Genomic DNA, 17,985 nt, shown 5'->3' with positions numbered 1-17,985 from the left:
CGGCGGATGAGCAAGGCTTATCCGCCGTTACTATAACCAGTAATAAACTCGTTAAGAGCAACTATTAAATACCGTTTTAGTAAAATTGGCACTTGCTTTATTTATAAAAATATTACTTAGCTCTTTACGGATCATGAAACGGTTAGCTTCTGACGAAGAATTAAATGAATTCTGGTTTTCCTTTACTAACTATGGGTTTATAGGTGGTAATCACATCGTTCAATGAAATCAGACCTTTGCCACCGAGGGTACAGTACGCTTTATTCGGGTAATTAAAACCGTCGTCGGGCAGGCCATTAGCCGTGATTTGCCAGCCGATTTCAACAGTCTACTGCTTTTTTCAATACCAAAGGTAATTTTGATTTGTATCTCCGCACCGTAAATGCCTATACCACCTGGTTTTTTAACACCCTTAAATTCTTATTAGAAGCGCCAGTATCACAAGCCCAATAAAAGTTTACTGTAATAGGAAGGACGCTGTTGTTATCGCACATTAATTGCAGTATGAAAAGTGACTACCTCGTCAATATTTGCCCGCTTAGCTAACTCCTTCAGATTTCGATTGATCAACACCTGAATGCTCGAAATCTTGTTGTAAAGCATCGTGTCAATAGCTACTGGCATTCGCGCTTTATCAGCATGTGACTGATATTTTGCGTAAGAAACATTATCATCCAATAAACTGAAAAGATGCTGCGGGCGTTTATCGCCTTCCGCGTAAAATAAACGGATAATACGCCAGTCTGTTTCGGTGAGTTTCATACTCATGAGTTTACCAGTCTTATCCATTTCGTACTCCAGCCGGTTGATGCAATAAAAACCGGTTCGGCTTGGGATCTAATATGAAAGTAAATGTTATACTCATTTAGCAGAAGCGGTTTCAGTAAGGTCCAAATTACTGAAACTGAAACATTCGCTTTGTTTAAATATTTTTCGCAAACAAATTCATACAAAAATATCTACCTTAAATAGCTTTATTGAGGCATACACCCTGCAATTAGAGAAAGGACCAATAAATTATAATGTTCCCTCCGTGGACACCTTTCAAATAGCGAACCTCGAAACTATCGCAAAAACCGCCCCCAAAAGGCGGTTTTTGGCGTTTTACAAGCTCTTATTCTACCTGCTGCTGCCGCCGGATCGAGGCTTTTTTCAGGGCGGTTTTCAGTACGTCAAGCAACAACGGTTTGGAAATGTAATCATCCATACCGGCTGCCAGGCACTCTTCCTGATCTTCTTTCATGGCGTTGGCCGTCATCGCAATGATGATTGGCTGGGGGCCGGCCTGCCGACGGATTTGACGCGTGGCTTCCAGGCCGTTCATTTCGGGCATTTGGACATCCATCAGAATGGCGTCGAAAGCCTGTTGCTGCAACATCGCCAGCACTTCGACGCCGTTCTGAGCCAGCTGGGGTTCGTAGCCAAGTTTATGCAGGATGTTCACAATCAATTTCTGATTCGCCAGGTAATCTTCGGCGATCAGAATATTGAGGGGATTTTCTCTCGCAAAATCCTCCGATAAAACCCGTTGTACAGGTCGGGATGCAATGGGCTGATCAGCCTGTTTGAGCTGCCGTTGAACCAGATCGAACAGTTGCTGCTGACGGATGGGTTTGGTCAGCATGGCCGAAAACAGGTCGGGATGCAATTTGCGGGTTTCTTCACCTACAGAACTCAACAGAATAATTGGCAAACGCGGATAGCGCTCCCGAATGCGCTGCGCCAGCTCCACCCCATTCATACCCGGCATCTGCATATCCGTAATAATGAGGTGATAACCCGGATTCGCGGCCAGTAACTCCAGCGCCTGCTGACCCGATAGCGCCGTGGTGGGCACTAATTTCCACTGCTCCAGCTGCGTCTTCAGGATCGTCAGGTTGGTCTGGTTATCGTCGACCACCAGAATCCGTTTGCCCGCATTTTCGGCCGTGTTAAATAAAATATAATGCCGTTTGGCCTCCTGGCTGATGCGGCAACGAATGGTAAAGGTAAAGGTCGTTCCGCGCCCCTCTTCGCTTTCGACGCGAATGTCTCCCCCCATCAGTTTGACCAACCGCTCGCTGATGGCCAGCCCCAGGCCCGTACCGCCATACCGTCGGGTCATGGACGAATCGACCTGCGAGAAGGCCTTGAAAAGCCGCTGAAGTTTATCGTCGGGAATACCGATACCGGTATCGCGCACCTGAAACACGAGCTCCAGTTCCTGATCATTGATGCGCCGATGAACATCAGCCCGGACAAAAACCTCGCCTTTGTGGGTAAACTTGACGGCATTGCCCACCAGATTGATCAGAATCTGACGCAGCCGCAAGCCGTCTCCAACAATATGCAACGGAACATGGTGTTCAAACTGATAGACCAGATCGAGGCCGCTTTCGGACGCTTTCCCGGCAAACAGATCCAGTACGTCCTCTACGCAATGAAGCAAATCAATATCGCCTTCTTCCAGCTCCAGACTGCCGGATTCGATCTTGGAAAAATCGAGAATATCGTTGATAACGCCCAGCAGGTTGGTGCCGCACTGGTGAATGGTATCGACGTATTCGTGTTGTTCTTCCGAAAGTTCGGTTTCCTGCAGCAGATACGTCATGCCCAGCACGCCGTTCATGGGCGTCCGGATTTCGTGGCTCATTGTGGCCAGAAAGACGCTTTTGGCCTGATTGGCCTGTTCTGCTTCTTCCCGGGCCAGTTTTTCCTGAACCTGCTGTTCGTGAATTTCTTCGTTCAGAACCTGTAAATGTTCCGCCTGCGACTGGAGTTCTTCTTTCTGATACAGTACTTCTGCCGTTCGCTCATGGACGATTTCTTCCAGCTTTTCTTTCTGCGCCTTCAGGGCGCGGGTTCGCCAGCGGATAATCAGGTTCGGGCTGGCGAAAAACGCCAGGGCCAGCAACGATCCAAACCACCAGGTTTGCCAGAAAGGGGGCTTTATAATCACCCGAAAGGCCGTTCCCTGTTCGTTCCAGATGCCATCGTTGTTCGAAGCCTTCACCCGAAACGTATACAGGCCCGGATCGAGGTTGGTATACGTAACCACCCGTTTGTGGTTTTTATAATTCCATTCGTGCTCAAACCCTTCCAGCTTATAGGCATATTGATTCTTTTCGGGCAACGAATAATTCAAAGCGGCAAACTCGAAGGTCAGGGTCGACTGTTCGGCAGAAAGCGTAATCTTGTTGGATCGGAGCAGAATAGGCTGGTCGAAAATTTGCAGACCCGTTATGAAAACCGCCGGCACAAACGGATTGTCCTGCAGACTATCGGGATAAAACGAGTTTAGCCCGCTGATACCGCCAAAGAGTAATTTTCCGGTTGGTGTCTTAAATACCGCCATCCGGTTGAACGGGCTTTTCTGCAACCCATCCGCTGCGTCAAAATGCCGAAACGTTTCGGTGCGAAGATTCAATCTCGACAGTCCTTTGTTGGTACTGACCCAGAGATTCCCTTTCTGATCGCTCGAAATCCCCTGAATCACCTCGTTGGTTAAACCCTGCTTTAACCGGTAACTGACAAACGACTGTTTTTTGGGATCAAACCGATTGAGTCCGCCGTTGGTGCCTACCCACAACCGGCCTTGCGGGTCTTCGTAAAGGCTGTTGACTAAATTATGGCTTAGACTTCCGGGAACCGTCCGATTGTGTTTATACACCGTGAATGTGCCGGTTTTTGCGTGAAACAGATTCAAGCCTCCGCCCTCGGTACCGACCCACAAATTTCCGTTTCGATCGTAACAAAGCGAACTGACTTCGCCCTGGCTGATGCTTCCGGGCCGGGCCGGATCAGGGCGATAATGAGTGAAGACCCCCATTTTCTTGTCGTATCGGCTAATACCGCCCCCCAGGGTTCCCAGCCAGATTTCGCCTTTTTGCCCTTCAATAATGGCGCAAACGCTTTCATTGCTGAGTCCTCTAGCGTTATCTGTACGTTTAAAATTGATGAAGGTCCCGGACGCCTTTTTCAACAAACTGAGTCCTGCTTTGTAATTCCCGACCCAAATATCCTGATCGCTATCCTGAAAGACACTCATGATAAAATTGCTGCCAATGCTCCCGGGGTCGGCCGGATTGTTTTTGTAGTGAAGGTACCGTTGGGTGGCTTTCAGGAGGACGTTCAGTCCTCCGCCGTCCGTACCCATCCACAGATTTCCCTGCTGGTCTTCCACCACCGCCATAACATTGTTGTTATTGAGGCTGTTGGGGTTTACATAATCTTTCTGATAGAGCGCGAATTTGGCAGGTTCGTGATCAAAAAAGTTGATACCTCCACTGTAAGTCCCAATCCACATATTGCCGCTGCGATCCCGGCAAAGGGAATAAATCGAGCCATTGTTGAGGCCGTCCCTTTTATTTTCGTCGTAGAGATACTGCGCAAACGACGTCCCGCTTTTGTTCAGGACGCTGATTCCACCGTTTTCGGTACCCACCCATAAATTTCCTTCGCTGTCTTCGCACAGCGAATTAAGATCATTATGGCTAATCGAGGTAGGATCGGCCGGATGGTGCAAAAACCGGGTAAACGTTTCCTGATCGGGATTTAGTCGATTTAACCCGCCCCCTTCCGTGGCAATCCAAAGCCGCCCTTTCGAATCTTCGTACAGTTTCCGAAGAAAATTATGGCTCAGGGAGGTGGGGTCCGCCGGCCGGTTTTCATACCGCCGGAAGGTTTGCGTGGTCGTATCCAGCCGATTGAGCCCCCCACCGAACGTTGCGGCCCAGATCTGACCTTTCCGATCGATCAGCAAATCATACACAAAATTATGGCTTAAACTGCCGGAACGACCGGCTTGGTTTACGTAGCGCGTAAACGTTCGGCTGGCGGGATTGAAACGGTTGATTCCACCGTCGGTTCCGATCCAGAGGTTACCAAAACGGTCTTCGTCAATGGCTCTCACCCGGTTATTGCTCAGGCTCTTCGGATCTTTTTCCGACTGTCTGTAGATGCTAAATTTGCCATTATTTTTACTCAGTGTGCATAAACCGCCGGTCTCGGTTCCGACCCACAGTTGCCCTTTCGAATCTTCGAACAACGAGCGCACATAATTATCCGGAAGGCTGTTGGGGTCATTCGGGTCATTGCGGTATACCGTAAACGTGTAGCCGTCGTAGAGATTCAGCCCATCCTGCGTGCCGAACCACATGAATCCCCGCCGATCCTGCAAAATGCAGGTTACATTGCTTTGTGAAAGTCCTTCATTGGTCGTAATATGTTTAAAACGCACGTTATCCGTCTGGGCTACAGACGAATTAAATACTAGAAAATAGGCCAGCAGCGCACCAATAAATATTTTCATGAAAGGCCTGATGATTCTTATAAATACAATAATAGTTTATTCTTTACAGAATTATATAAATGTCTGGTAATAGAATATAACTATACAAAAATTGATCCTAAATTCGATCGACAACGGTATCCGCAACGACGGAAACCGGTGCTTCTCAGGGTTTATTTTTTTCAGGAATAAGCCCCGAAACCGGTTCATTTTTTACCAAAAATTTCGTAAATTAGAATCAAGTCTACTCAACACCCGAATCCATTATGTGCTACTCGGTTTATGCCTTATCCGAACTGGCGGAACTGGCCAAACTTTATAAAACTCCGGAGTATCCCGATGATTATGAGCCGGTTGCAAAAGTTTCCGGTTTTGTTCATCCCCACCTTCCCGTCATCACGCAGGAGCGCCCTGCCGAAATCCAGCTTTTTAAATGGGGCTTGATTCCGACCTGGGCCAAAGAAGATAAAGCGGCCGAACTGGCCAATATGACCCTGAATGCCCGCGAAGATACCGTTTTCGAAAAACCATCTTTCCGGGACAGCATCGGAACGCACCGCTGTCTGCTGCTGATCGATGGGTTTTATGAATGGCGTCACGAAGGGAAAGCTAAAATTCCTTATTTCATTACCTTGTCGGACGGAAAGCCATTTTCACTGGGCTGTATTTATTCGGTGTGGAAAGGGACACCGACGTTCTCAATCGTGACCACCAGGGCGAATCCGCTCATGGAATACATTCACAATACCAAAAAGCGGATGCCGCTGATGCTCAGCCGTCAGGAAGAAAGGCGCTGGCTTGATCCGGAGCTTACGAAAACCGAAATTAAGGAACTGATGCAGCCACTGGACGAGGATTTGATGCAGGCGAAGGTGATTGCCTAGTTCCTTCCGGTTACGACAGGATCCGATCGACCTCCGCGATAACCGCAACCAGATCGTCCGGATTGTTGACATAATCCAGTTCATTCACGTCGATCACCAGCAATTTTCCGGCCTGGTAGTCGTCGGTAAAGGCTTCGTAATACCGGTTTAGATTTTCCAGGTAATCCCGGCTGATCGACTTTTCGTACGCCCGGCCCCGCAGCCGAATCCGTTCCTGAAGCTTCGGAATTCCGGCCCGGAGGTAAATCATCAGATCCGGCGGACGAACCAAGGCCAGCATGTTTTCGAACACCCGGCGATACGTGTGGTAATCGCGCGGGCTCATCAAACCGCTTTCGTGCAGGTTCCGGGCAAAAATATAGGCATCCTCGTAGATTGTTCGGTCCTGCACGACCGGCTGACGGCCCTCATTGATCGTCAGCATCTGTTCAAACCGGCTGTTCAGAAAATAGATTTGCAGATTGAACGACCAGCGGCTCATATCCTCATAGAAATCAACCAGATACGGGTTGCCTTCAACGGCTTCTTTCAAAACGTCCCAGCCGTAATGAGCCGCCAGCAAGGTGGCCAGCGTGGTTTTTCCGGCCCCGATATTTCCGGTAATGGCAATGTGCATAGCAGTCCGATTTAAGGTCATCGTACCCGAACGTGGCCGTCAGGATACTTTTTGTATCTTTGTGTGTTAACCAGTGACAGGAAGTATTTGTGTTATGAAGCCCTATCGCGTTTTATTATATTACTGTTATACAACCATTGAAAACCCGGAGCAGTTTCGCGACGAACACCATCGGCTGTGCATCAGCCTGAACCTGCTCGGCCGGATCATCGTAGCACCCGAAGGGTTGAACGGTACGGTTTCGGGTTTGCCCGCCGACTGCGACGCGTACATGCGGATTGTAAAGTCCGATCCGCGGTTTGCCAGCCTGGAATTTAAAGTGGATGAGTACGACACCCACGCCTTTCAGAAATTGAATGTGCGCTTAAAAAATGAGATCGTCAACTCCGACCTGCCGGTTAATCCGCTCGAAAAAACCGGTATTCACCTCGAACCGGAAGAATTCCGGCAAATCAAGGACAACGAAGATGTGGTGCTGATCGACATGCGGTCCAATTACGAACATTCCGTCGGCAAATTCAAAGGGGCGATCACCTTCGACATGGAAAACCTGCGGGAATTGCCGGAGCACCTCGATGAGATCAAACACCTGAAAAACAAGAAGATAATTACCTATTGCACGGGCGGTATCAAATGCGAAAAAGCAAGCGCCTACCTGCTCAAACAGGGATTTGAAAACGTGTACCAGTTGCACGGCGGTATTATCAAATACGGCCTTGAAACCGGTGGCGAAGACTTCGACGGCAAATGTTACGTGTTCGATAACCGGGTCGCGGTCGATGTCAATCAGGTCAATCCGGTCGTCATTTCAACCTGTTACCGCTGCGGAACGCACACCGACCGGATGATCAACTGTGCCAGCCCGGCCTGCAACAACCACGTTACGCTCTGTGAAACGTGCGGAACCGACCACCTGGGAACCTGCTCGGATGCCTGCAAGAACGATCCGTATCTGCGCCCGTACGACGGAACCGGGTATTACGCGAAGGAAACCCGGGGGTATTCGCCCCTGCTCGGCTACCGGAGTCAGCAGTCGTCAATGAGCCACTAATTCCTTTTCCAGTACATAGTCATTCATCCAGTAGGGCCCGATCGGAATATCTTCTTCCCGGACCACCACAAAGCCCAGCCGTTCGTAGAACTGCCGGGCTTTATTATACCGGTTGACGTTCAGAGACAGGCGGTTTCCACCGGCAGCCCGGCACCGGCGCATTACTTCTTCCAACAAAAACCGCCCGGTTCCTTTTCCCTGTTCAGACGGCAAGACGTAGATTTTGTGTAACTTAAACCGCTCATCGTCGGACGCGTTTCGCGAATAGGCGGCAAAACCGGTCAATTTTTGATCCCGATAAGCCAGAATAAAGACCTGATTTTCATTCGTCATTTGATCCAGGAGTGCTTCTTTCGAATAAATGGCTTCAAACATATACCGGATCTGTTCGGGGTCGAGAATGGGCCGGTAGGTTGGCTCCCAAATTTGTTCCTGCAAGGCAATGATGGAATCGATATCGGAACGGGTGGCCGTTTTAAACGCGAGTGACATGGCTTAACTGGATTAAAAACACAAAGTTAACGGTTTTTCACCTCCGCCCCCACCGGTATCTTTACGGGTTTTACGCGTTCCAATTTCATTATTGATTACCTTTGACCACCAGTAAACAAGCAAAACGAAGTATGATGTCGGAAAAAAAACCGTTGATTTTAGTCACGAATGACGATGGCATTACCGCCCACGGTATTCGAACGCTGGTGTCGCTGATGAAGCAACTCGGTGACGTTGTGGTGGTTGCACCGGACAGTCCGCAGTCGGGTATGGGACACGCCATCACCATTGCCTCTCCCTTACGCCTGAATTCGGTCGATCTGTATCCCGGCACGCCCGCGTACGAATGTTCGGGCACGCCCGCCGATTGCGTCAAACTGGCCAAGCATTTTGTTTTGAAAGATCGCAGCCCGGATCTGGTCGTCAGCGGCATCAACCACGGCAGCAATACATCGATCAGCGTGCTGTATTCCGGAACCATGTCGGCGGCCATTGAAGCGGCCATCGAAGGGATTCCGGCGATCGGTTTTTCACTTTGCGATTACGCCCATGACCCCGATTTTTCGCACACCCACGACCATATTCTGAAAATTGCCGGTCACGCCCTGGAAAACGGCATTCCCAAAGGCGTCACGCTGAACGTCAATTTCCCCGCCAAATCGGAAAAACCGCTCGGCGAGATCCGGATCTGTCGGCAGGCGGATGCCCGTTGGCAGGAAGAATTTGATCAGCGCAAAGACCCCTACGGCCGGAGTTATTTCTGGATGTCCGGGAAATTTGTCAACAACGATACGGGGGAAGATACCGACGAATATGCCCTTTCGCAGAACTGTACCTCGGTGGTCCCCTGTCAACTCGATCTAACTGATTATAAGAGTCTTACGGATTTGAAATCATGGAACATCAACGAACGGAGTTCGGCCATACCGGCTCCCGAATCGGTTGATTTGAATGAATCGATTGAACCCGTTAGACAACCATCCTAAAACCCATTGACCCATGGCCTTATTGGGAAGTTTATTGAAAAGAGGGATTTCGTTGACCAACGTGGTCAGACGCAAGAAGTTAAATGCCTTCAAATTACAAAAGAAAACGTTTGTCAAACTGATCGGGAAAGCGCGTTACACGCAGTTTGGTCAGGCTTTTCAGTTTGAAGACATCGAGAATGCCGCTTTTTTCGAAGACGAAAAGGAGTTTTATAGAAAGTTTCGGGAGCTTGTTCCCATTTACGATTACAACAAGATTTACAAAGACTGGTGGCAGCGTTCCATCAATGGCGAAAAGAATGTCTGCTGGCCGGGCCGGGTCAAGTATTTTGCCCTGAGTTCGGGCACTTCGGAAGCCGCTTCGAAGTACATTCCGGTGACGAAAACCATGTCGAAAGCCATTCAGAAAACCAGCATCCGGCAAATTCTGAGTTTGGGTCGTTACCAGCACCTGCCGTCGCAACTCTACGAAAAAGGATTTTTGATGCTGGGCGGCAGCACCCAGTTAAATTACCGTGACAACCACTTTGAGGGCGATTTGAGCGGTATTACGGCCAGCCAGATTCCGTTCTGGTTTCAGCAGTTTTATAAACCGGGCAAAGAAATCGCGCAGGAACGCGACTGGGCACTGAAACTGGATGAAATCACGGAGAAAGCCGACCAGTGGGACATTGGCTTCGTGGTGGGCGTTCCGGCCTGGATTCAGTTGCTGATGGAAAAAATTATTGCCCATTACAAGGTTAAAACCATCCACGACATCTGGCCGAATCTGATGGTTTTCTGCCACGGCGGGGTTTCGTTTGAACCGTATCGGCAGGGTTTTGAACACCTGCTGGCCCACCCCATCACGTACATTGAGACGTATCTGGCTTCGGAAGGATTCATTGCCTACCAGACCCACCCCGATGCGGAAGGGATGCAGCTGGTGCTCGACAACGGTATTTTCTTCGAATTTATCCCGTTTACCGACGAGAATTTCAATGCCGACGGCGAGGTGATCGATAAACCGCAGGCGTTGATGATCGACGAGGTGGAAGAAGGCAAAGAATATGCGCTGCTGATTTCGACCTGTTCGGGTGCCTGGCGGTATCTGATCGGGGATACGATAAAATTTGTCAATAAAAAGCGGTGTGAAATCGTCATTACCGGCCGAACCAAGCACTTTCTGAGTCTTTGCGGAGAACACCTTTCGGTCGACAACATGAACAAAGCCGTTGAACTGGCTTCTCAGGAACTGAAAATCGATGTTCGGGAATTTACGGTTGCCGGTATTTCGTATGATACCCTGTTTGCCCACCACTGGTACATCGGCACCAATGATCCGGTCGACGAGACGGTTTTGAAAAACCTGATCGACGCTAAACTCAAGGAGTTGAATGATGATTACGCCGTGGAGCGTCGGCACGCCCTCAAGGATGTGTTTGTGACGGTTTTGCCGGCTTCTATTTTTTACAAGTGGATGGAAGCCAAGGGCAAAATGGGCGGTCAGAACAAATTCCCCCGCGTTCTGAAAAAGAATTTGGTTGCCGATTGGGAAGGGTTTCTGAAAACCCAGGGCATTGAAGTCGAATCGGCCCGGGCCTAACGCGGTTAGGGTTTCAACATAACCAGCAGCGGATCATAAAGCCGGGTCCAGGCCAGTTGCAAGGCAATACCGATAAAAACAATACCGGTGGTACGGTTAAAGATCAACACCACTTTCGGCGTAAAAAACCGCTTCAGTTTGTGGGCAAATACGGCCAGCGCTGATTCGGTCGTGAAGATACCGATGAGGCTGGCAATCATAAAACCGTACCGCTCCTGGTTGCTGTAGTGGAGTGAGTTCGTTAGGTAAGCCGCCAGCGTCACCCAGGTAATGAAATTGATGGGGTTGATGGCGTTCAGCACAAACCCGGTCGTAAAATAATAGAGAAAATTCCCGAAACGGGTTTTTGGATACGCCAGCCGGGGGGTGCCTTTAAAGAGATTGGCAACGCCCATGGCCATGAGCAAAATAACGCCAAAAAGCGTCAAATAGAACTCGAAACCTTCAATTTTGGGCAAAAAAGCGGTACCGAACAACGCACAGACTACGAAGATCGCATCACAAACGACGACACCGAAGGCAATCTTGATACCCGAGCGGTAGCCGTTGTCGACACTATTTTGCATGAGGGAGAAAAACACGGTTCCGAATGTCAGACAGAGTAGGATTCCCGCAATAAAACCGTAGAAAATAGCTTCAATCATCATTCAATCAAATCCGTTTCAAGCGCGCGATTTTCAACAGGGCGCAGACACTGAGCGCGTCGGTGATTTCACCATTCATCACCATTTGAACCGCATCAGCCAGTAAAACCCGCCGGATTTGCAATTGTTCAGTTTCTTCCGGTTCGTGTGCGCCCTGGCTCAACTCCTCCGCGATGTAGAGAAATCCTTCTTCGTCGGTTGCGGAATTGGACGTATGAATGCGTCCGATCATGGTCCATTTTGCGGCTTCCAGACCGGTTTCTTCCTTTAATTCGCGCCGGGCCGATTCCAGTAGATCCGTGCCGATGGGCGCTCCGCCTTCCGGAACCTCCCAGGAGTATTCATCGAGCGGATAGCGGTATTGCCCCACCAGGTAGGTGTACCCCTCCTGGTCGATCGGGACAACCACAACGGCTTTATTCTTGAAGCTGACGACGCCATAAATACCGGGTGTATTGGACGGCGTAATCACTTCTTCATGCCTGATTTTCAACCAGTTGTTATCGTACACAACGGTCGAAGTAAGTGTTTTCCAGGGATTTTCCGTAAACTCCATACTGGCAAATGTAAAGAGAAATCCTTTACAGTTTACTACCTTTGCGGGCTATAAACCAGCCAACGGCTTCATGCAACCCAGTCAGCGAATCAAATACAAATGGATGTCGATCTCACTGGGTCTGAGTCTAACGCTGATGGTCCTCAAGTTTACAGCCTGGTGGCTGACGTTCTCCACGGCGGTTTTGACGGACGCCCTTGAATCGATTATCAACGTGATTGCCAGCGGTTTCGCCCTCTACAGCATCTACCTGTCGGGCCAGCCCCGCGACCGCAACCACCCCTACGGACACGGCAAGATCGAGTTTTTCTCGTCCGGTTTTGAAGGCGCTTTAATTCTGTCGGCGGGGGTGTTCATCATCTTTCAGGCCATTCAATCATTTTCGGAACCGCAGTCGATTACCAACCTGGATTGGGGCGTTGCGCTGATTGCGCTGACCACCGTTGCCAACGCGGTGGTGGGCTGGCTGCTGATCCGAAATGGGCGTTCCACCCACTCGATTACGCTCATTGCCGACGGCCGTCACCTGTTGACCGACAGTTTGAGCAGTTTGATTGTCGTCGTTGGCATCGGCATCATTCTTTTAACCGGACTGACCTGGCTGGACGGCGTATTGTCGCTGATTCTGTCGGGGGTTATTATGTTCAACGGCTTCGGGCTGATTCGGCATTCGGTAGCGGGTTTGATGGACGAAACCGATCTCACCTTACTGCAACGCATCCTTTCAATTCTTAACCGCCACAAGCGCAGCAACTGGATTGACATTCACAACATGCGGGCCCAGCGTTACGGGGCGGATTTGCACATCGACTGTCATCTGACGCTGCCTTATTACTGGAGTCTGGCGCAGGTTCACCAGGAAGTCCACGAATTTGAAGAAGCTTTAAATAGCGAAATCGATACGGAAGTCGAGATTTTCATTCACGCCGACCCGTGTTTACCGGAATGTTGTTCCTACTGCCGCATTGCCGATTGTCCGGTTCGGGCCCAGGTGTTTTCCGGGGATGTGGAATGGACGATTGCCAATATTTCAACCAATCAAAAACATTTCGTCACGGAAGCGGAGTGACATTTGGGCGGTTCTTCTTCGAAAAAATTTCTTAAAATCCGATTAAAAAAGTTGGTCGTTACCAACTTTTTTGTAATTTTCGGTGAGAATTTAGTGCTCAAATGAGATACTTAATTCAGGTTGTATTCATATCTCGGTTAAAAAGGCCCCCGCACACGCTGCTGAGGGCCTTTTTCCTTTTTTGGGACGTTTGGCTGCCATACCGGCACTCTATAAGAAGGAAAGAGCTGGTTGCTTCTCCAGGATTTCAGTCTCACCGCCGGTCGCCAAAGGTCCTTTTACAGCACGGATGCGGTTCGGGGTCACCATGAGAACCCTCTATTTTACTGGCTCAATCTGTAGACGCTTTCCATGCCAGCTTTCGACGAATTATCCGGGATACTGAACGGGCCGATTTGCTCAAGATGGGTCAGACCGTTTTATCCCGTTTGCCTTTGAGGCTCAGGCTTTCGTATAGTTCCAGGCCCGAATCCCGGTTAGGCAGGTACTCAGCGGTTTTCAAAATCCGGGCGTATACTCCACCAATCCCGTTTGCTAAATTTTTTAAAGGAATTGATTGGGCAATCCTTATAAAATACGTAGTATAGACCTGTTAAATAGCACGTTAACGCAAAACAACAGGTTACTATGGAAACGATTCAAGAGCAGTTAGCCCGTCTCAAACGCGAGAACAATGCCTTGCAGGTGATGATCTCTAATCTTAAAAGGTCGCCCCTGCTTCAGATGCCGACAACCGATCCCGCTATCATTCAAACAAAGCTGGATGAAATTGCCCGTCAGGAAAAAATATACGAGACCAATCTGGTCCGAATCAGGGAAATGGAAAACCAGGTTCAAACCAGTTAAAGCACCAGGAGCTGAGTGCCCCAATTTTAGAGGTTATTATATCCCGTAGGGTTGGCTGCTTATTGAAGCCAACCTTTTTTAGTAACTTGCCAGACAACACAATCCCGGCGTTCGGGAAAAGCCCAAATCAAAACGATTAACCTATGACTTCACGTCGCAATTTTCTGAAACAACTCGGCGCGCTGACCGCCGTTTCTTCCGCCCTGCCGGGTATGGCGGAATCAATGGCGAAAAAACCGTTCTTTGAAATTTCACTGGCCGAATGGTCATTGCACAAAGCGTTGTTTACCGAGAAAAAAATCACGAACCTCGACTTTCCGGCCCTCGCCAAAAATGAATTTGGAATCGATATCGTCGAATACGTCAACCAGTTTTTTAAGGACAAAGCGAAGGATGCCACGTACCTGAAAGAATTGCTGATGCGCTGCAAGGACAATGGCGTTCGGAATCACCTGATTATGATCGATGGTGAAGGATTTCTGGGCGAAACCGATGCCACCAAACGCAACGAAGCGGTTGAAAAACACAAGCCCTGGGTCGAATGCGCCAAAACCCTGGGCTGCAAAACGATTCGGGTCAACGCGTTTGGCAAAGGAACGGAAGAAGAAGTCGCCAAAGCCGCCATCGATGGCCTGGGAAAACTGGGCGAATTCGCCAAAACCATGAACATCAACGTCATTGTTGAAAACCACGGCAGTTATTCGTCCAATGGCCAGTGGCTGACGGGCGTCATGAAGCAGGTAAACATGAAAAATGTCGGTATTCTGCCAGATTTCGGCAATTTCTGCATCAAACGCAGCGATGGTTCCGAATGGGGCGGCAAATGTGTGGAAGAATACGACCGCTACAAAGGCGTTGGCGAAATGATGCCCTTCGCGAAAGGCGTCAGTGCCAAAACCCACGATTTCGACGCCAACGGCAACTGTACGGATACCGATTACATGCGCATGATGAAAATCGTGAAAGACAGCGGTTTCAAAGGCATCGCCGGTATCGAATACGAAGGCTCAACCCTGAGCGAATACGAAGGCATTAAAAAAACAAAAGCGCTCCTGGAGCGCGTCGGAACACTTGTTTAGTAAAGAGTGATGAGTTAAGAATGAAGAGTTAGCGGGCGCCCGCTTATCAACTCTTCATTCTTAACTCATCACTCTTTACTACAAAGTTGCGGTGGGTTCGCTGACGTGGCGCAGGAATTCCTGCCGGGTGGCTTCGTCGTCCTTGAATTTGCCGCAGTAGTGCACCGTCACGGTTGAGCTGTTGGCATCCTGCACTCCGCGCATCGAAACGCACAAATGCCGGGCATCGATGATGACAGCGACGTCTTCCGTCTGCAAAACCGCTTTCAACTCATTGGCAATCTGCACCGTCAACCGCTCCTGAACCTGCGGGCGTTTGGCAAAATATTGCACAATGCGGTTTAGCTTCGACAACCCAATCACTTTCCCGCTCGAAATATACGCGACGTGCGCACGACCAATGATGGGCACAAAATGGTGTTCACACTGGGAATGAACCGTAATTCCTTTTTCTACCAGCATTTCACTGTACTGGTATTTGTTCTCAAAAAGCGTCGCGATTGGCTTTTTGGCGGGATTCAGTCCGCTAAAAATCTCTTTGACATACATTTTGGCCACGCGCCGGGGGGTTCCCTTCAAACTGTCGTCGGTCAGATCAAGACCGAGGATGTTCATTATTTCACGAAAATGGCCTTCGATCAATTCAATTTTTGTATCGTCGCTGAGTTCAAAAGCATCTTCCCGCATCGGAGTTTCACTTGACGAGGCCACGTGGTCATCTCCCATTTCGTCGACCGATACATCATTCAGCAAATCATAAGCAAGGTGATGGCCGTTAGACCGGGTATTCAACGAAGTTCCGTTCGGTTTCATAAAGTCTGATTTTCAAATCCAGAGATGAGTCAAGCTGGCTACGCAGCGAATCGTAAATAACTATAGCGATATGCTCGGCGGAGGGATTTAGATTTTTAAATTCTTCGGTATCCAAATTCAGATTTTTGTGATCGAATTTATCCGTAACCCGGGCTTTGATCAGGTCACTGAGCAGCTTCATATCCATCACGAACCCCGTAACCGGATCCACTTCGCCCGTAACCTGGACAAAAAGTTCGTAGTTATGGCCGTGGTAGTGGGGATTGTTGCACTTGCCAAAAACCCGTTGGTTCTCTTCATCCGACCATTCCGGATTATGAAGACGATGAGCCGCGTTGAAGTGTTCCTTTCGAAACACCGCTACCCGTTTTTTGTCCATTCTGTCAACCGGCAACCCGGCATTTTCGATTGTTATAAAATCTCGACCAAAATGTCGTCAGAAAGGTTGTCTGCAACACATTTGAGCCGTCAAGCGGTGAGAGAATCCGCTTTCAGGGAGCAATTTTAGTGAGTTTCGCAGGAATAACAGCCTGTTTTCTGATTTGGTTCATACGTATATACTCGTACTTTTAATTATATAATTGAGCTATTTGGTAAACCCGGTCCGGAAAGCATTCGGTATTAAACTCAAGTAATCGACCCTTTTTTTTGGCCCTACCGATATTTTCCTTTTTTTTACGGTTTCGTGTACCACTAACCCTTAACGACCAAGACCTTTGAAAACCAATCGACGTCATTTTTTACGTTCTGCTGCCGTAACCGTTTCTTCCGCCCATTTGTTTCCCACCATTTTAACGGGTGAACCGGCCCAGGAAAAGAAAGTTCGCCTGGCTTTCATCGGCGTTGGCGGTCGGGGTCGCAGCCATGTGAACCAGGCTCTTTTCCGGAACGATGTGTCCATTACGGCGATTTGTGATATTGATCCCGAAGCCATCAATCGCACCAAAGCCATGATCAGCAAAGCCGGGCGCGCCGAACCGGCGGTGTATGGAAAAACGGATGAAGACTTTCTGAACATGCTCAAACGCGACGACATCGACGGCGTCGTGATTGCCACGCCCTGGGAGTGGCACGTGCCGATGTCGGTAGCGACCATGAAAGCCGGCAAATACGCGGGCGTGGAGGTGTCGGCAACCGTAACGCTCAAAGAGTCCTGGGATTTGATCGAAGCGTCGGAAAAAAGCGGAATGCCCTGTATGATTCTCGAAAACGTCTGTTACCGGCGCGACGTCATGGCGGTTTTAAATATGATTCGTCAGGGACTATTTGGCGAAATGCTGTATGCCCATTGCGGGTATCAGCACGATTTGCGTAATGTCAAGTTCAACGACGGAACCGTAAAACAGGGCGTCGGAGCTGAATTTGGCGCGAAAGGGTATTCTGAAGCCCGCTGGCGGACCCAGCACTCCGTCGACCGCAACGGGGATCTGTATCCGACGCACGGTTTAGGGCCGGTTGCGCACTGGCTGGACATCAACCGCGGCAACCGGTTTATGTACCTGACTTCAACCGCCACCAAAGCCCGAAGCCTGCACAAATACGTTGTCGATACGGGTGGACCCAACCACCCGAATGCCAAAGTCAATTTTAAACTGGGGGATGTTGTCACGACGGTCATTAATTGCGCCAATGGCGAAAACATTGTGATCATGCACGACACCAACTCGCCCCGCCCCTATTCACTCGGTTTTCGGGCGCAGGGGACCCAGGGCATCTGGATGGACGACGGCAAAACAATTTACATCGAAGGCAAAAGCGCAAAACCGCACGAGTGGGAGCCTTTTAAAGAATACCAGGAAAAATACGATCACCCGGTCTGGAAACGCCACGCCCAGATTGCCGAAAATGCGGGCCACGGCGGAATCGACTTTTTCGTCATTCGGGCCTTTATCGAGTCCGTAAAGCGCAAGGTTCCGCCCCCAATCGACGTATATGACGCTGCGGTCTGGAGTGCCATCAGCCCCCTCTCGGAAGAATCCATCGCCAAAGGCAGCAAACCGATCGAAATTCCGGATTTTACGCGCGGAAAATGGAAAACAAATAAACCCATTTTTGCCTTAAATGACGACTATTGAGTGGTCATAAGCGCCTTAGT

Annotated in this window: 16 protein-coding genes; 8 read left to right on the top strand and 8 right to left on the bottom strand. The window is 49.4% G+C overall.

Annotated elements, in window-relative coordinates:
• Positions 1 to 483: 483 nt before the first annotated feature.
• Positions 484 to 762, bottom strand: a complete 279-nt coding sequence (locus EHT87_RS06040; protein WP_124904836.1) for a hypothetical protein — start codon at positions 760 to 762, stop codon at positions 484 to 486.
• Positions 763 to 1,114: 352 nt separating this feature from the next.
• Positions 1,115 to 5,290 (bottom strand): hybrid sensor histidine kinase/response regulator, encoded by a 4,176-nt coding sequence (locus tag EHT87_RS06035; RefSeq protein WP_124904834.1) that lies wholly within the window; start codon positions 5,288 to 5,290, stop codon positions 1,115 to 1,117.
• Positions 5,291 to 5,535: 245 nt separating this feature from the next.
• Here EHT87_RS06035 and EHT87_RS06030 point away from each other — a divergent pair, with 245 nt between their 5' ends.
• On the top strand, positions 5,536 to 6,153 hold the full coding sequence (locus EHT87_RS06030; protein WP_124904832.1) for an SOS response-associated peptidase: 618 nt from the start codon (positions 5,536 to 5,538) through the stop codon (positions 6,151 to 6,153).
• 10 nt (positions 6,154 to 6,163) lie between these two features.
• On the opposite strand, the gene EHT87_RS06025 is transcribed toward EHT87_RS06030, so the two are convergent.
• Positions 6,164 to 6,769, bottom strand: coding sequence for a deoxynucleoside kinase (locus EHT87_RS06025; protein WP_124904830.1), 606 nt, complete (start codon positions 6,767 to 6,769; stop codon positions 6,164 to 6,166).
• A gap of 94 nt (positions 6,770 to 6,863) precedes the next feature.
• Between EHT87_RS06025 and trhO the strand changes: the two genes are divergently transcribed.
• A complete protein-coding gene (gene trhO, locus EHT87_RS06020) occupies positions 6,864 to 7,820 on the top strand; it encodes an oxygen-dependent tRNA uridine(34) hydroxylase TrhO (RefSeq protein WP_124904828.1) in 957 nt (318 codons plus the stop codon).
• Here trhO and EHT87_RS06015 read toward each other — a convergent pair.
• The gene (locus EHT87_RS06015) at positions 7,806 to 8,312 is read right to left on the bottom strand and encodes a GNAT family N-acetyltransferase (protein ID WP_124904826.1); all 507 of its coding nucleotides are present in this window, start codon (positions 8,310 to 8,312) and stop codon (positions 7,806 to 7,808) included. The two genes, trhO and EHT87_RS06015, sit on opposite strands and share 15 nt — an antisense overlap.
• Before the next feature lie 134 nt (positions 8,313 to 8,446).
• Here EHT87_RS06015 and surE point away from each other — a divergent pair, with 134 nt between their 5' ends.
• Both surE and EHT87_RS06005 read left to right on the top strand, forming a co-directional pair.
• Positions 8,447 to 9,298: a 5'/3'-nucleotidase SurE gene (gene surE, locus EHT87_RS06010; protein WP_124906051.1), complete on the top strand. Its 852-nt coding sequence runs from the start codon at positions 8,447 to 8,449 to the stop codon at positions 9,296 to 9,298.
• A 13-nt stretch (positions 9,299 to 9,311) separates the two neighbouring features.
• Positions 9,312 to 10,883: a GH3 family acyl-acid amido synthetase gene (locus EHT87_RS06005; protein WP_124904824.1), complete on the top strand. Its 1,572-nt coding sequence runs from the start codon at positions 9,312 to 9,314 to the stop codon at positions 10,881 to 10,883.
• Positions 10,884 to 10,888: 5 nt separating this feature from the next.
• On the opposite strand, the gene EHT87_RS06000 is transcribed toward EHT87_RS06005, so the two are convergent.
• Both EHT87_RS06000 and EHT87_RS05995 read right to left on the bottom strand, forming a co-directional pair.
• Positions 10,889 to 11,527 carry a LysE family translocator gene (locus EHT87_RS06000; protein ID WP_124906049.1) on the bottom strand — a complete coding sequence of 213 codons (639 nt, stop codon included), beginning with the start codon at positions 11,525 to 11,527 and terminating at the stop codon, positions 10,889 to 10,891.
• A 7-nt stretch (positions 11,528 to 11,534) separates the two neighbouring features.
• Positions 11,535 to 12,083, bottom strand: a complete 549-nt coding sequence (locus EHT87_RS05995) for an NUDIX domain-containing protein (protein ID WP_124904822.1) — start codon at positions 12,081 to 12,083, stop codon at positions 11,535 to 11,537.
• 70 nt (positions 12,084 to 12,153) lie between these two features.
• Here EHT87_RS05995 and EHT87_RS05990 point away from each other — a divergent pair, with 70 nt between their 5' ends.
• From EHT87_RS05990 to EHT87_RS05980, 3 genes are all read left to right on the top strand, one after another.
• Positions 12,154 to 13,152: a cation diffusion facilitator family transporter gene (locus EHT87_RS05990; protein WP_124904820.1), complete on the top strand. Its 999-nt coding sequence runs from the start codon at positions 12,154 to 12,156 to the stop codon at positions 13,150 to 13,152.
• Positions 13,153 to 13,779: 627 nt separating this feature from the next.
• A complete protein-coding gene (locus EHT87_RS05985) occupies positions 13,780 to 13,998 on the top strand; it encodes a hypothetical protein (protein WP_124904818.1) in 219 nt (72 codons plus the stop codon).
• A 143-nt stretch (positions 13,999 to 14,141) separates the two neighbouring features.
• Complete coding sequence (locus tag EHT87_RS05980; RefSeq protein WP_124904816.1) at positions 14,142 to 15,077, top strand: sugar phosphate isomerase/epimerase family protein; 936 nt, start codon at positions 14,142 to 14,144, stop codon at positions 15,075 to 15,077.
• 78 nt (positions 15,078 to 15,155) lie between these two features.
• On the opposite strand, the gene folE is transcribed toward EHT87_RS05980, so the two are convergent.
• Together folE and EHT87_RS05970 are read right to left on the bottom strand one after the other, a co-directional pair.
• On the bottom strand, positions 15,156 to 15,890 hold the full coding sequence (gene folE / locus EHT87_RS05975) for a GTP cyclohydrolase I FolE (RefSeq protein WP_124904814.1): 735 nt from the start codon (positions 15,888 to 15,890) through the stop codon (positions 15,156 to 15,158).
• Positions 15,853 to 16,269: a 6-carboxytetrahydropterin synthase gene (locus EHT87_RS05970; protein ID WP_124904812.1), complete on the bottom strand. Its 417-nt coding sequence runs from the start codon at positions 16,267 to 16,269 to the stop codon at positions 15,853 to 15,855. The genes folE and EHT87_RS05970 overlap by 38 nt, the downstream gene beginning before the upstream one ends.
• Before the next feature lie 397 nt (positions 16,270 to 16,666).
• Between EHT87_RS05970 and EHT87_RS05965 the strand changes: the two genes are divergently transcribed.
• Positions 16,667 to 17,965, top strand: a complete 1,299-nt coding sequence (locus EHT87_RS05965; RefSeq protein ID WP_374756018.1) for a Gfo/Idh/MocA family protein — start codon at positions 16,667 to 16,669, stop codon at positions 17,963 to 17,965.
• Positions 17,966 to 17,985: the final 20 nt, after the last annotated feature.

This window comes from Larkinella knui, from assembly GCF_003858645.1.
Classification (GTDB): Bacteria; Bacteroidota; Bacteroidia; order Cytophagales; family Spirosomataceae; genus Larkinella; species Larkinella knui.
The sequence above is the reverse complement of the archived record's forward strand: the minus strand, read 5'-3'. Positions and strand labels throughout refer to the sequence as shown.

Coding starts and splice junctions, on each gene's coding strand:
- EHT87_RS06040 (WP_124904836.1), bottom strand. CDS start 762: ATGAAACTCACCGAAACAGACTGGCGTATTATCCGTTTATTTTACGCG.
- EHT87_RS06035 (WP_124904834.1), bottom strand. CDS start 5,290: ATGAAAATATTTATTGGTGCGCTGCTGGCCTATTTTCTAGTATTTAAT.
- EHT87_RS06030 (WP_124904832.1), top strand. CDS start 5,536: ATGTGCTACTCGGTTTATGCCTTATCCGAACTGGCGGAACTGGCCAAA.
- EHT87_RS06025 (WP_124904830.1), bottom strand. CDS start 6,769: ATGCACATTGCCATTACCGGAAATATCGGGGCCGGAAAAACCACGCTG.
- trhO (WP_124904828.1), top strand. CDS start 6,864: ATGAAGCCCTATCGCGTTTTATTATATTACTGTTATACAACCATTGAA.
- EHT87_RS06015 (WP_124904826.1), bottom strand. CDS start 8,312: ATGTCACTCGCGTTTAAAACGGCCACCCGTTCCGATATCGATTCCATC.
- surE (WP_124906051.1), top strand. CDS start 8,447: ATGTCGGAAAAAAAACCGTTGATTTTAGTCACGAATGACGATGGCATT.
- EHT87_RS06005 (WP_124904824.1), top strand. CDS start 9,312: ATGGCCTTATTGGGAAGTTTATTGAAAAGAGGGATTTCGTTGACCAAC.
- EHT87_RS06000 (WP_124906049.1), bottom strand. CDS start 11,527: ATGATTGAAGCTATTTTCTACGGTTTTATTGCGGGAATCCTACTCTGT.
- EHT87_RS05995 (WP_124904822.1), bottom strand. CDS start 12,083: ATGGAGTTTACGGAAAATCCCTGGAAAACACTTACTTCGACCGTTGTG.
- EHT87_RS05990 (WP_124904820.1), top strand. CDS start 12,154: ATGCAACCCAGTCAGCGAATCAAATACAAATGGATGTCGATCTCACTG.
- EHT87_RS05985 (WP_124904818.1), top strand. CDS start 13,780: ATGGAAACGATTCAAGAGCAGTTAGCCCGTCTCAAACGCGAGAACAAT.
- EHT87_RS05980 (WP_124904816.1), top strand. CDS start 14,142: ATGACTTCACGTCGCAATTTTCTGAAACAACTCGGCGCGCTGACCGCC.
- folE (WP_124904814.1), bottom strand. CDS start 15,890: ATGAAACCGAACGGAACTTCGTTGAATACCCGGTCTAACGGCCATCAC.
- EHT87_RS05970 (WP_124904812.1), bottom strand. CDS start 16,269: ATGGACAAAAAACGGGTAGCGGTGTTTCGAAAGGAACACTTCAACGCG.